Source organism: Micromonospora violae, from assembly GCF_004217135.1.
In the GTDB taxonomy this organism is placed as follows: domain Bacteria; phylum Actinomycetota; class Actinomycetes; order Mycobacteriales; family Micromonosporaceae; genus Micromonospora; species Micromonospora violae.
In genome coordinates, this window is record NZ_SHKK01000001.1 from 3997960 (window position 1) to 4011680 (window position 13721).

Sequence of the window (13721 nt, forward strand, 5' to 3'; positions counted from 1 at the left end):
CCGTACAGCTAGTCCTCGTAGTTTTCGTGCAAGTTGCACGGGCCGTTCGTCAACCTCAACGATCGTGGGTTACGGCAGTGACGGTGCTCGACATGCGACCTGGCGAACGCCGGGACCGACGAGAGGAGTTGGCATACATGTGGGGGAATGTCGGACCGCGCGTCGCCGAACTGTCGCCGCTGGAACGGGTCCGGCTGCGCCGGGTCGCCATCCGGTACGCCATCCACGGCTGGGAGGTGACGCCGGGCGCCTGTCTGGCCCGCAGCCGCTTCGTCTGCGGCCGGGCCGGCTGTCCCACCGTGGGATGCCATCCCGCTCTGGAAAACTGGGAACTGGCCGCCAGCGCCGACCCGGCCCGGGTGGCGACCTGGTGGCGGAGCCGACCGCACGGGGTGCTGCTGCCCACCGGCCGGGCGTTCGACGTGCTGGAGGTGCCCGCCCACCTCGGCCGGCACGTGCTCGACGCGGTCCAGATCCACCCGGCCGGCACCGGCGTACGCGGGCCGGTGCTGGTCACACCCACTGGGCGGTGGATGTTCCTGGTCCGCCCCGGCGACCCGCTCCGACCCGAGTTGGAGCACTGCTTCCACGTGGTCCGGCACGGGCCGGGCTCGTGGATCCCCGCACCGCCCACCCGGCTGCCGGAGGGCACCGTCCGGTGGGCGGTCGCACCGGAGCAGGCGCGCTGGCAGCTGCCGGATTCGTACCTCGTGCAGAACACGTTGATCGGGGCGCTGCGCGCCGCCGGGGTGAACCTCGCCCACGACCTGCTCCCCGGTCACCTGCCGCTGCCCCGGCGAGGGATGTGACACCGACCCGAGCAACGATTCGATCCGGTGCCGGACAGCGTCGCCGGGACGCCGGTCCTCGTTGACAGGGGAAGAGCGCGAACGCGCGCCACGAACGGGGGAACGATGTCCAGCAACGACAGAGCGCCTCACCCCGGCGGCACCGAACCGCCCCGGCGCAGCCACCCACGGCCCCGCTGGGCCGGCACCCGGCCGTCCGGCTCCCGCCCCGGCCGCCCCCGCCCCACCGGCTCCCGCCCGGCCGGCACCCACCGCCCGATTCGCTAGTCGGCCAGGGGAAGGTCGACGGAGTGGTACTGCCGGGCGTTGTCGGTGATCACCGCGTGGGTGTGGTCGTCCAGGCGGGAGAGCCAGTTGAGACCGGGGGTGCCCATGGCCAGGGCGGCGGTGGCGTACGCGTCGGCCACCCCGAGGTCGGCACCGACCACGGTCACCGAGCGCAACCCACTGGCCGGCGCGCCCCGACGGGGGTCCAACACGTGCCGACCCCGCTCGTACACGCCGGACGTGGCCACGGCCAGGTCGGTTCCGGTGAGCACCAGGCAGGCCGCCATCGCGTCCCACGGGTGTCTGATGCCGATCCGCCACGGCTCCCCCGACGGTGACAGGCCCCGCACCCGCACGTCGCCGCCGGCGTTCACACAGTGGTTGACGGCTCCGGCGGCGACGAGGCGGTCCGAGGCGACCTGGGCAGCCCAGCCTTTGACGAAGCCGGACGGGTCGAAACCACCGGTGGCGTACGCGTCGAAGAACCCGTCGGTGGCGCCCCACAGGTCGGCGCAGGTCTCCAAGACGAACCGCAGGTCCGTGGACGCTTCGGAGAGCAGCACCTCACCCCGGTCGAAGCGGCACACCTCGCTGTCCGGCCGGTAGGTGCTGAACCGGGCGTCCACCTCGTGCATCCAGGCGAAGACCTCGTCCGCCAATCCGCGCAGGGTCGCCGGTGGCAGATCGTCGGCGAGGTCCAGGGTGATGGCCGTACCCATGATCTGTTCGACCCGGCACAGCCCGGGTCGGGTCAGCGTGGCCCGCACGTCAGAACGCCTGCTCGATGGCGGACCGCAGCGACTGCTTGTAGGAGTTGCTGGTCTCGGTGGCCCCGGAGACGGTGTTGAGGTTCGCGTTCTGCTTCTGCACCACCTCGCCGCCGCTGCCGTCGTAGCGGTCGCGGACGTCGCCGCTGTGGATGTCGGATTCACCCCCGCTGGGCAGCGACAGCGCGACGGCCTCGACGATCCGGCTACCGGAGACGACGATCTGCACCTGCACGTACCCGTACTCGTTGTCGAAGCCCTTGCCGGTGACCCGGCGGGTGGTCGGCTGGGGTGCCTTGGTGGTGGTCCGGGGTGCGGCCTTCGTGGTGGTGCGGGTGCCGGACGGTCGGGCGGCGCTCCTGGTCGGCTTGGGTGACGTGGGCGCGTCGGCGGTCGCCGACGGCTCCGGCGCCTCGCCCGACGGGTCGGCGATCGGCTCGACCCCCTGCGGGGTGGGGTTGACCGGCTGGGCGGTCGGCAGGTTCTGGGCGACCGGGGTGGCGCCCGGCGAACCCTTGAACACCACCAGCGCGGTGGTGCTGGCGGCCAGGCCGGTGATCGCGAACAATGCGCGACGCATGGGGATGCCCTTCCTACAGCTCGAACGTGGCCAGGTGGATCTGCCGTCGGGGCACGCCGGCCCGGCGCAGCGCCCGCACCGACTGTTCCACCAACCCGGGCGGCCCGCACAGGTAGACGTCGCGCCGGGCCACGTCGGGCACCAGTCGACGCAGCCCGTCCGGGCTCAACACCTGACGGGGGCCGGGGTCGTCGCGGGAGCCGATGACGTACCAGACGGAGGTGTCGCGCTCCTGGGCCAGCCAGTCCAACTCACGGCTGAGCAGCACCTCGGCCGGTGTGCGGGCCCGGTAGATCAGCGCGGCGCCCGGCGGCAGCTCCTCCAGCATGGCCCGGATCGGCGTGATGCCGCTGCCACCGGCGATCAGCAGCGCCCGTTCGCGGAGCCGGTGCGCGGCGGTGAAGGTGCCCGACGGGCCTGCGGCCCACACCCGGGTGCCCGGGTCCAGGTCACGCAGGTCGGCGGTGTGGGTGCCGACGACCTTGACGGTGATCCGCAACCAGCGGCCGTTGGCGGCGGCGGAGACGGAGAACGGGTGCGACTGCCACCAGCAGCCCCGGGTGAGGAACCGCCAACGGAAGTGCTGGCCGCCGAGCATCGCCAGCCGGCCGAGCCGCTCCCCGGTGAGGTAGATGGAGATGGTGTCGGTGCTCTCGGCGACCACGTCGGCGACCCGCAGCCGGTAGCGCAGGTTGAACGCCAGCGGCGCGATCACGCGGCCCCAGAGCAGGGCGGCGACCACCAGCAGGTAGAGCGCGATCCAGCCGGTGCGCACCGGGCCGGGCTTGTACAGCTGCGCGCCGTGGGTGAACTGGTGGCCGTAGCCGAGCAGCAGGACCAGATAGCTGGACAGGTGCAACAGGTGCCACAGCTCGTACGGCAACGCCCGGCGGATCGCCCGGATGCTGGTGAAACCGACCAGCACCATGATGCCGGTGGCGACGAACGCCGACACCATGTCCTCGTAGTCGCCGAGCAACGTGCCGACCTCGGCGAGGATCGACTGGTTGCGCAGGTCGGCGTAGCCGAGGAGGATCAGCGACATGTGCGCCAGCACGGCGACCAGCAGGGTGGCGCCGATGTCCCGGTGCCAGCGGGCCGTGTGCTCGCCGCCGATCCACCGTTCCAGCACCGGCAGTCGGCTCATCATCAGCACCTGCACGAGCAGCAGGTAGCCGGCGATCAGGCCGGTGATGCGGCCGGCCGCGGTGACGGTGGCCGCGGTGGTCCGCAGCGATCCGGCGGGGGTGCCCAACCACCACGGCAGCACGCTGGCGAGCAGGCCGACCAGGAGCAGCACGCCCAGCAGCCGTCGGCCGCCGGGCCCGCGCCGGGCCGGGATCTGCGGTACGGGTGCAGCCGACCGGCCGCCGTGCCGGGACGAGGTCCCGGTACGACGGCCGGTGGCGTGGGTGTGCGAGTACGTCACGCGTACAGCTTCATCGGGGCGTACTTCTGGCGGGGGAAGATCTTGTCGACCTCCGCGTTGGTGAGGCCGAACCGGCCCTGCGCCACCGCACCGTAGACGTTGAACATGTTGTTGTACTCCGGCACGTCACCGGAGTCCAGCTTGTCCAGGCCGTTCCAGGTGCCGAGCAGCGAACCGGCCAGCTTCTTGCCGGAGAGCAGGGTGACCACGCCGCCGTGCCCGTGGTCGGTGCCGCCGGTGTTGGAGCGGACCCGGCGGCCGAACTCGCTGGACACCATGATCGTCACGTCGGCGGCCTGTGGGCCGAGGTCGGTGAAGAAGGCGGCCATCGCCTTGGCCAGCTCGTTCAGCCGGCGGTACAGCTGGCCGCCCTCACGGGTGCCCTGGTTCTCGTGGGTGTCGTAGCCGCCCATACCGACGGTGGCGACCCGCACGTTGGCCCCGCCCTTGATCAGCTGGGCGAGTTGTTGGAAGGCCCGCCCCACGCCCTCGTACGTGACGCCCTCGGCGGGCTGGTACGGCTTGGCGGCGAGCTTCTGGGCGGTGGCCAGCGCGCCCATGCCCTCCTGCACGGCCTCCTCGACCGGGTGGTTGATCCCGGTGAAGAGCCCCTTGATGGCCTTCTCGGTGGCAGCCCGGAACCGCTGGTCACCGTTGAGCCGCAGCGAACCGACGCTGTTCAGCGAGAGCGCGCCGTTGTTGCCGACCAGCGAGCGGGGCAGGGTGCTGCCGACGCCGACGCTGCGGAACGCCGTGCCCTTGCCCAGGTTGTCGACCAGACCGTCGAGCCAACCCCGGCCGCCGGTCTCGTTCGGCAGCCCGCCCAGGTTGCAGGCGTCCGCGGCCTGGAAGTGGCTGCGCGACAACCGCTCGTCGGAGACGGCCGGGATGAAGCCCAGCTGGCCGGCCGTGAGCCACTTCTCCAACGGCTTGAACGCGCCGGTCAGCTTGAAACCGCGGCTCAGGGCCAGCGAGTCGTTGCCGAGCAGCAGGTCGGGCCGGGCCTTGCTGAGCACCGCGTCGTTGTCCGGAGCGACGAGGCTCAGCCCGTCCAGCCCGCCGTAGAGGAAGACGTGGATCAGGGTGCCGGTCTTGGTCGCCGCGAACGACGCCGAGGTGGTGACGAACTGGGCGGTGGCCAGCGCGGTGGCGGTGGCGGCGGCACCGGCGACGAAGGTCCGCCGGGTCACGCCCCGACCGTCCTGCTGCGCCTCCTCCAGGTTCTCCAGGGTGCGGTACCTGTCGAACTCGGCCGCGTTCTCGGCGGCGACGATGTCCGCCTCGGCACGCAGCAGCGCCTCGGCCGGGTTGTCGGCCAGCCGCCGCACGTCGGGGCATTCGGGGTGCAGGGGGAAAGAGTTGTCCACAGTCTTCTCCATCGGGTGCCTCACCGGAGGTGGTGCTGGGGGGAAGCGAGGATCGCCCGCGCGACGGCGGTGATGGCCCCGTTGAACGTGGCGTCGACCTTGGCGGTCGCCGCCACACCGGCCACGCCGAGGATGAGGTTCCTCTCCCGCGTGCTCAACTTCTGGCCCACCAGCCGCAGGGAGAGCGCGTCCACGTACGCCCCGGCCGTCGCCGGTGGCTTGGCCACCAGCTTCTCCGGCGGGGTGTAGGTGAAGGTGGTGCGGTAACCGGCGAGGATCTCACCCGCCTCGTTCCAGCCGTTGACCATGGTGCCGGCCGAGGTCCAGGCGACGTAGACGTCCGGGTAGCCGTCCGGGGTGGGCTGACCCATCGGGTAGTGGCCCAGCTCGCGCATCTTGTCGTGGATCTGGCGCAGCCCCCGGGCGTACGGGGTGCGCTTGCTGTCGCCGTTGTTGTGCTTCGGCGACGCGTCCGGTGAGACGCCCAGGGTGCGGTACGTGGCGACCAGGTACTCCATCGGCCGGCGCACCTTCTGGCCCACCCCGGCCCAGAACTCCGAGGAGCAGAAGAGCGTCATCAGGACCGGCTTGATCATGCCCTTGTTGGTCGTGTACGTCTTGGCCAGCCGGTCCACCAGGGACTTCGGCGGGGTGTCCGAGACGAACCGGGTGGCCAGGCTCTGCGCCACGTACTTCGCGGTCGACGGGTGCGTCGCGATGTAGGTGATGTACGCGTCGATCGCCGCTTCGGCCTTCTTCGGGTCGGCCGAGTTGTTCGCGTGGGTGAAGCCGAGGATCTTCACCTTGCCGACGTAGTGCTGCTCGGGGCGGAAGACGTACTTGCCGTCCTGGACGCCACGGCCGGTCTGGAGCATGGCGGCCTGCCGGACGTCCGGCTCCTTGTAGCCGCCGTCGACACCGACCGAGTAGAGCTCAAGGTTCTCCCGGGCGAGGTTCTCGTTGATCGCGTCCTTGCGGGAGTCCTTCTGGTTCAGGTAGATCAGCAGCGCCGGGTGCTTGTTCGCGGCGACCAGCATCTCCGGGTAGCTGCCCAGGGCGTGCTTGCGCACGACGTCCTGGTCGAACGAGTTGCGGTACACCTCGCCGCCGTCGAAGTCCGCGGCGACGTGCAGGAAGTCGTTCCAGAAGTCGACCATCACCTCGAAGAGCTGGCGCTTGGACCAGATCTGCCGGGCGATGGTGGCGTCGACCATCTCCCGCTCCGGCTGGGCGCCCTGGTCGTTGAGCTTGTCCCGCTGGTCGCGCAGCTGCTGCGTGGAGAGCTTCTGGGTCGGCAGCTCGGCGAGCTTCAGCTCACCCTTGCTCGGCTCCAGCTTGTCCGGGTCCAGTTGGGCGCGGATCCAGGCGTCCATGCCCTCGCGCTTGATGTCGGCGAGCAGCGCGGGCGTCACGCCGAAGGTGGCGCGCCGGGCCAGGTGCAGGATCGGGTCCTTGGCCAGCACCGTCTTCACGGTCACCTTGGTCGCCGCCGCGGCCGCGGCCGGGCCGGAGTAGGTACGCCCGCCGGCCGGCGCGTTCTTCTTCAGCGCCGCACCGGCGCGGGAGCCCATGTAGCTCTCGTTCTGCTCGGTGTAGGTACGCACCGTGCTGGGCTGCTGGCCGCTGGGCCGCGCCGCGGTGCCGTCGGTCACCGTGCTGCCGGTCGCGTCGCCGGCGGCCGCCTCGCCGCCGAAGAGGCCCCGCAGCTGCGGGGTCATGGCGAGCGCCGCGCCACCGGCGACGACGGCGGCGGTGCCGCCGAGGGCCACCATCGCCTTCCGTCGACCAACCTTGCCACCGGGCTCGTCGTCATCGTCGAGGGCGGGCAGGCCGGTGCCGGCCGGGCGCGCCGGGGTCGGGCGGCCCAGGCCCTCCGGGCCGACCCACTGTGGACCGCGCGGCGCGGGACCGGGCTGCCCGGCGTGCGCGTACCCGTCGGCGTACTGCTCACGCGGGTCGCCCTGCGCGGGGTAGCCGCCCTGGTGGGGGTGGGGCGAGTCGTAGCCGTAGGGCGCGGGCGCGGTGGGGTCGCCGTAGCCGTCGGCGCTGTGGTGCTGGCGTCCGTCCCAACCGCGGTCGTCCCGCGGTCGACGTGGTGGCACATTCTGGTCGGCCATGTACCAATCCCGATTTCTGCTGAGCGCCGAGAGCTGCTACCGGCAGGTGCGGCAGGTGCGGCGACTGTTGCCTGAGGGGGTTGCTACGGCAAAGTAACTAAGGCCTCAGGGCCCTTCAAGGCAGCCGGATCACCCCCGTGAGGGCACTTAAGACACCGCTCAGTACGACCTCGGCGGCGGGCCGCAGGGCGTAGCCGCCCGCAGACCTTCCCAGCAGGGGGTACGTGCGGCAGCCGCGCACGGATCGGACCTTGGCGCCGTAGCCGACACTTTCGGCGTCGTTCACCACCAAAGACAAACTTAAGGCCCGGGTAAGCCGGACCTGAGACGCGCTCGCGTGGAGGAAAAGTAGCAGCACCGGGCGAGCGTGAGCCGCCACCGCAGCGGGTATGCCGCCGAACCGCTGGACGCGTGAGGGGAAGGCAGCGCCATGCTCAGCAAAGAGGATCAGCGCAGATTCGACCAGATCACCCGTCAGCTCCGGGAAAGTGACCCGGCCTTCTTCAAGAAGCTGGACCACCGGGTCCGGGCCCGCAGGGGCCGCTACCTGATGTTGTTGACCATCGTGCTGTGGGCGTCGCTGCCGGCGATAGCCGTGTTCGCCGGTCGACTGACCGGCGCGATCTGCGCGGTGGTCCTGGTGGCCAACGCCGCCGTCATGTGGCGGTTCCGCCGCCGCTGGACGTGACCGCTCAACCGCTCGACGGCACCGCTCACCGGTCGGCCGGGCCGAACGCCCGGTACGCGCGACGCAACCGTTCGAGCAGTCCCGGCCCACCGATGGCCGGGGCCGGCGCGCCGAGCTGGCGCAGCAGCAGGTCGGTGCCGGTCACCAGTCGGGGCGGCCGATCCGGCAGCGGCACCGGCGCGGACCAGAACCGGTCCGCCGCCTCCGCCAACGGCGTCGCCGAAAGCCCGATCAGCGCGCGGGCGGCACCGACCGGCGCGCCGACGTCCACTGTCGACGGCACACCGTCCGGTTCGGACGGCACATCGACCGGCTCGGTCGTCGGGGTGACGCCGGTGGCGGCGGCCCGCCGGGCGCGCAGTGCGTCGAGCAACTCCGCGCGGGACCGACCACGCCAGTGCAGCAGCTCGAACGGGTCCGCGTCGAACGCCTCGGCCAGCAGGTAGAACGTCGCGGCGAGGTGTTTGCACGGCACCGCGAAGTCGGGGCAGTTGCAGCGCTGGGTCAACTCGTCCACGGCGGTCGGGAAGAGCGGCGCGCCGGCGGCGGCGAACAGCTCCTCCAACTCGTCGGGGAGGTCCCCGGCGAGCAGCCGGGCGCTGAAGAACGCCTGCCCGGCCAGCTCGTTCTCGATCCGGGACCAGAGCGCGGCCGGGAACGGTTTCAGCGCGATCGACACCTGGTACGGCTTCGGCCGGGAACCCTGCACCACCGCGCTGACCCGTCCGGGTGCGATGTCGAGCGTGAGCACCTGACCGGCCCGCGCGTACGAACGGCCCCGGGTCAACCGGGTGCCGAGCGCGAACGACTCCAGCACCTCCAGGAAACGCCGCGACCACCAGGACCGGCCGATCGCGCCCCGGGCGCTGCGCGCCCGCAGGCCCCCGTCGACCCGGCGGGGACGCCCGTAGTCGGCGAACCGGTCGGTGCTCCGCTCGCTCACTCCACCACCGCCCCGGCCTCCAGGGCGAACAGGTCCCGCAACTGGCCGGTGGACAACTCGGTGATCCACTGTTCGCCGGTGCCGACCACCCGCTCGGCGAGGCTGCGCTTGTCGGCGATCAACGCGGCCACCTTCTCCTCGACCGTGCCGGCACAGACGAACTTGCGGACCTGCACCCGTCGGCGCTGCCCGATCCGGAACGCCCGGTCGGTGGCCTGGTCCTCGACCGCCGGGTTCCACCACCGGTCCACATGCACCACGTGGTTCGCGGCGGTCAGGGTCAGCCCGGTGCCGCCGGCCTTGAGGGACAGGACGAACAGCGGTGGACCCTCCGCCGACTGGAAGCGCTGCACCAGGGCGTCCCGCTCGGCTTTGCCGAGGCCACCGTGCAGGAACAGCACCTCCCGGCCGAACCGCGCCGAGAGGTGACCGCGCAGCATCGCACCGAACTCGGCGTACTGGGTGAAGAGCAGCGCCTTCTCCCCCGCCGCCAGCACCTCCTCCAGGATCTCGGTGAGCCGGGCCAGTTTGCCGGAGCGGCCCTCCAACGGCGAACCGTCGCGCAGCAACTGGGCGGGGTGGTTGCAGACCTGCTTGAGTCGGGTCATGGTGGCCAGCACCAGGCCGCGCCGTTCGATGCCGTCGCTGGTCTCGATCCGGGCGAGCATGTCGTCGACCACCACCCGGTACAGCGCGGCCTGCTCGGCGGTGAGGTTGCAGAGCACCTCCATCTCCAGCTTCTCGGGCAGGTCGGAGATGATCGACGAGTCGGTCTTGAGTCTGCGCAGCACGAACGGGCCGGTGATCCGGCGTAGCCGCTCGGCGGCCTCGGCGTCGCCGTTGCGCTCGATCGGCTCGGCGAACCGCTTGCGGAACGTCGCGGCCGGCCCGAGCAGGCCCGGGTTGGCGAACTGCATGATCGACCAGAGGTCGGCGAGGCGGTTCTCCACCGGCGTACCGGTCACCGCCACCCGCTGCCGGGCGGGCAGCGCGCGCACCGCCTCGGCCTGCCGGGTCGACGCGTTCTTGATTGCCTGCGCCTCGTCCACCACCACCCGGTGCCAGTCGATGCCGGCCAGGTCGGCGGCGTCGCGGGCCGCCACCGAGTAGGTGGTCAGGACCAGGTCCGCGCCGTGCGCGGCCGCGGTGAACTCCGCCCCCCGGGCCCGCTCGGCACCATGGTGTACGTGCACCCGCAACGTCGGGGTGAACCGCGCCGCCTCCCGCTGCCAGTTGCCGACCAGCGACATCGGACAGACCAGCAGGGTCGGTCCGGCCTCCGGCGGGTCCCCGGCGAGCAGCGCGAGCAGTTGCACCGTCTTGCCCAGCCCCATGTCGTCGGCGAGCACACCGCCCAAGCCGAGTGAGCGCAGGAAGGCCAGCCAGGCCAGCCCACGCTGCTGGTACGGCCGCAGCGTCCCCTGGAAGCTCGGCGGTGGGTCCAGCGGGGTGAGCCGCCGTTCGACCGCGCCGGCGAGCAGGTCACCCAGCGCCCCGTCGGCGGTCACCTCCAGCACCGGCAGCGCGCCGGTGGCGTCGCCGTCGGCCAACCCGAGGCGGAGCAGGTCGGCGACGGTCAACTCGCCCGCGGAGCGGAGCAGGCGCAACCCGGCCGCGAGCCGCCCCGGGTCCAGCTCCACCCACCGGCCACGCAGGCGTACCAATGGGGTCTTCATCTCGGCCAGCGCCGCCAACTCCTCGGCGGACAACGGCTGGTCGCCGAGCGCGATCTCCCACCGGTAATCGACCAGGGCGTCCAGACCGACACCACCCTCGGTGCCACCCACCGTGCCCGGCGCGGTGCGGCTACGCGCCCGCAACCGGGCGCCCAGGCGCGCCGACGGGCGCTGCCACCAGGACGGCAGCAGCACCCCGAAACCGGCCGCGTGCAGCACCGGAGCGCCCTCGCTGAGGAACCGGTGCGCCCCCTCGACGTCGAGTTCCATCGCCTCCGGGGCTGCGGTACGCAGGGCGGCGTCCAGGTCCGGCCAGAGCCGGCTGGCCCGGCCCAGCTCGGCGAGGAGGGTCTCCTGCGGGCTGGTCGTCCGGCCTGCCAGCCCACCGAGCGCCTGCGGGGCCCGCCAGATCTCCCCCGCGTCGACGTGCAGGCCGGGCTCGTCCGCGGCCTGCAACCCGAACTCCAGCCGCCAGCGCCCGCCGCCGGTCGAGTCCACCGGTGGTGGCGCGCTGTCGGCGGGCACCGCCCGGGTGGCCAGGATCGGTTCGGTGACCTCGTCGGGAGCCGGTTCCACCAGGCGGAAACTGGCCCGCACCGGGCCACCGGCCGCGTCGCGCTGCCACGCGTCCAGTTCGGAGGTGAGGGTGGCCAGCCCGGCCGGGTCGATGGTGAAGTCGCGTTGCGGGCCGGCGAGCGCGGCCAACCAAGCCGGCGCCGGACCACCCGGGCGCACCCCCCGGGCCAGCGTGGTGTTCGCCAGCGCGGCCCGCGCGGCGGCGTCGGTCAACGCGTCGAGCGCGTCCGCGACCAGCGCGGCGGCGGTCAGCTCGGGCCCGCCCGCACCAACGGTCGCCGCAGTGTCGGCGGCAGCACTCCCGGCGGACGGCCCGGCGGCGCTCACGGTGGGCGGCCCGACGGCGCTCACGGTAGGCGGCCCGACGGCGCTCACGGTAGGCGGCCCGACGGCGCTCACGGTAGGCGGCCCGACGGCGCTCACGGTGGACGGCGGCAGGGCGGCGGCAGTGGGCGGCATGGCCGCGCGGGCGGCGGGTGGCAGGGCCAGCGCCAGCGATCGCGCCCAGGCGGCGTCGGTGCCGGTCAGCAACGAACGCCAGACCGCCTGCGTGGGCACCTGCTCGGCAGCGCCGGACCTCATCGTCGCGCCGGTGCCGGGTGACTGATCTCCCACCGTCACGCCAGCGCCGGGCGGCTGGTCGCCCATCCTCGTGCGTATGCCGGGGAGGACCCGCCCCCGGGTCACCAGGTCGGCGGCGAAGTCGGCCAGCTCGGCGAAGTGCCGCAGGGTGGCCCCGGGTACCGCCGGGATGTCGTCCAGGGCGTGGAGCAGCGACAGGGCGTCGTCCGGGGCGTACACCAGGGTGGGGACCCGCCACCTGGCCAGGGTGAGCCGGCCGCGGGCCGCAGGTGCGACGGTGGTCCGGATCAGCTCGGGTGAGTCGGTCGGCGCGCCCGCCAGGGTCGGCAGGGTGAGCAGCGCCGTGTCAGGCCGGGTCGGCTCGGCGGCCTCGGCGAGGACGGCGGCCAGATCGCTGTGCCCGGCGGCGAAGGGGTGCGGGCGCTCCCGGGCCGGGCGGCCCGGACGCGGAGCGGGGATCGGCGCGGCGCTGTCCTCGGCCCAAACGGCGAGGCCGCCGGTCGAGCTGGCACCGGTCGGGCTGGCGCAGGGCAACCACAGCCCGTGGATGACCAGCACCTGCTCCCCCTCGTCGTCGCCCGCGACCAGGATAGGCGGCTCCCGCTGAGCGACCACGCGCCCCACCGACCGGCGCCACCGCTGCTACCCCACCGGACGCCCCGGTCGCCCCGGACGCCCCGGTGGCCCCGGCCGCCCCGGTGGCCCCGGCCGCCCCGGCCAACCCGGCGCGCCGGACGCTTCGGACGCCTCGGACGAGGGTTGATCCACTCGCGTTCCTTGAAGTCGCGGTATCCCAGGCCCAGTAACCGGCCGACTTCCTGAAACCCGAGTGGATCATGAAGGACCAAAGGGAGAAAGGCCGCAAAACCGGGCACCACAAATGCATGATCGACGGCCGTGCCGTTGAGCGGGCGGGCGGTGGAGCGGGCGGTGGAGCGGGCGGGCGGTGGAGCGGGCGGTTGAGCGGTCACGTCCAGCGGCGGCTTCGGCCAGCAGGGCAGGGACGGCAGGGACGGCAGGGACGGCAGAGACGGCAGGGCCGGCAGGGCCGGCAGGGCCAGCAGAGACGGCAGAGACGGCAGAGACGGCAGAGACGGCAGCGACTCGGTGCCTCAGACCGCGCCGCACTCGCCGTCGGTCAGCTCGCGCAGGATGTCGGCGTGGCCCGCGTGCCGGGCCGTCTCCTCGATCATGTGCACCAGAATCCACCGCAGCGACACCTCGCCGAGCTGCGGGTGCGGCACCACGTGGTCGAGGTCGAGGCTCGCGGCGACCGCCCGGGATCGGGCGCAGGCCCGCTCGTACGCGTCGACGAGCCCGACGATGGTCTCCTGCTCGCCGAGTGTGAAGCTGGCGACCGCGTCCTCCTCCGAGGTCAGGTAGACGTCGCCGGGCTCGGGAGCCAACAGGGTCGGGAACCAGTTCCGTTCGACCATGGTCAGGTGCTTGATCAGCCCGGCGAGCGTGGTCGCCGAGGGCACCAGCCGGCGGCGGGCGTCGGCGTCGGAGAGGTCGCGCAGTTTGCGCAGCAACACGTTCCGGTGAAAGTCGAGGAATGAGGTCAGGACGGCGCGCTCGTCGCCGGTGCGGGCGAGCACCGGACCGAGCGTGGGATCGATCGTCTGCTCCATCCACCGACCCTAGCCACGGGAGGGGTCCCCCGCTGCCCCGCTATCCGCTGCGGGCAGGCGCTACGACGGGCAGGATGGGCGCATGGCTTCATCCGTGCAGATCCCTCTCGTCGGCGGCACGGCGGACGGGCAGACCATCACCGTCGAACTGGACAGCAACGGTCGTCCGCCGCTGACCCACCATCACCTCGGCTCCGGTGGGCTGGCCGACGCGCAGATCTACGAGTTGGAGAACTTCCGCGAGGACGCCCGCGAGTGGCGTTACCGGTGGACCGGGCCGGCGGTGTGA

Annotated in this window: 11 protein-coding genes; 3 read left to right on the forward strand and 8 right to left on the reverse strand. The window is 72.6% G+C overall.

The features are described from left to right. The first annotated feature begins 137 nt into the window (after positions 1–137). Positions 138–809, forward strand: coding sequence for a bifunctional DNA primase/polymerase (locus tag EV382_RS17590; protein WP_130408948.1), 672 nt, complete (start codon positions 138–140; stop codon positions 807–809). 263 nt (positions 810–1072) lie between these two features. Here EV382_RS17590 and EV382_RS17600 read toward each other — a convergent pair whose 3' ends face one another. From EV382_RS17600 to EV382_RS17620, 5 genes are read right to left on the reverse strand one after another with little or no spacing between them, the layout of a single operon-like run. Beyond that, positions 1073–1795, reverse strand: a complete 723-nt coding sequence (locus tag EV382_RS17600; RefSeq protein WP_130408950.1) for an FAD:protein FMN transferase — start codon at positions 1793–1795, stop codon at positions 1073–1075. Positions 1796–1844: 49 nt separating this feature from the next. Continuing rightward, on the reverse strand, positions 1845–2423 hold the full coding sequence (locus tag EV382_RS17605) for an FMN-binding protein (protein ID WP_130403296.1): 579 nt from the start codon (positions 2421–2423) through the stop codon (positions 1845–1847). Positions 2424–2436: 13 nt separating this feature from the next. After that, a complete protein-coding gene (locus tag EV382_RS17610) occupies positions 2437–3852 on the reverse strand; it encodes a ferredoxin reductase family protein (protein WP_130403298.1) in 1416 nt (471 codons plus the stop codon). Then, positions 3849–5231, reverse strand: a complete 1383-nt coding sequence (locus tag EV382_RS17615; RefSeq protein ID WP_130403300.1) for a DUF1501 domain-containing protein — start codon at positions 5229–5231, stop codon at positions 3849–3851. Before EV382_RS17615 ends, EV382_RS17610 begins: the two co-directional genes overlap by 4 nt. 8 nt (positions 5232–5239) lie before the next feature. Beyond that, positions 5240–7336, reverse strand: coding sequence for a DUF1800 family protein (locus tag EV382_RS17620; protein WP_130403302.1), 2097 nt, complete (start codon positions 7334–7336; stop codon positions 5240–5242). Positions 7337–7766: 430 nt separating this feature from the next. Here EV382_RS17620 and EV382_RS17625 point away from each other — a divergent pair, with 430 nt between their 5' ends. Then, positions 7767–8024, forward strand: a complete 258-nt coding sequence (locus EV382_RS17625; RefSeq protein WP_130403304.1) for a DUF3040 domain-containing protein — start codon at positions 7767–7769, stop codon at positions 8022–8024. A gap of 25 nt (positions 8025–8049) precedes the next feature. On the opposite strand, the gene EV382_RS17630 is transcribed toward EV382_RS17625, so the two are convergent. The 3 genes from EV382_RS17630 to EV382_RS17640 all read right to left on the reverse strand — a co-directional run bounded on the left by EV382_RS17630 (position 8050) and on the right by EV382_RS17640 (position 13432). Continuing rightward, on the reverse strand, positions 8050–8967 hold the full coding sequence (locus EV382_RS17630) for an SWIM zinc finger family protein (protein ID WP_130403306.1): 918 nt from the start codon (positions 8965–8967) through the stop codon (positions 8050–8052). After that, positions 8964–12359: an SNF2-related protein gene (locus EV382_RS17635; protein ID WP_425271991.1), complete on the reverse strand. Its 3396-nt coding sequence runs from the start codon at positions 12357–12359 to the stop codon at positions 8964–8966. The genes EV382_RS17630 and EV382_RS17635 overlap by 4 nt, the downstream gene beginning before the upstream one ends. A gap of 554 nt (positions 12360–12913) precedes the next feature. Continuing rightward, complete coding sequence (locus tag EV382_RS17640; RefSeq protein ID WP_130403308.1) at positions 12914–13432, reverse strand: DinB family protein; 519 nt, start codon at positions 13430–13432, stop codon at positions 12914–12916. A gap of 82 nt (positions 13433–13514) precedes the next feature. Between EV382_RS17640 and EV382_RS17645 the strand changes: the two genes are divergently transcribed. After that, a complete protein-coding gene (locus EV382_RS17645; protein WP_030330229.1) occupies positions 13515–13721 on the forward strand; it encodes a hypothetical protein in 207 nt (68 codons plus the stop codon).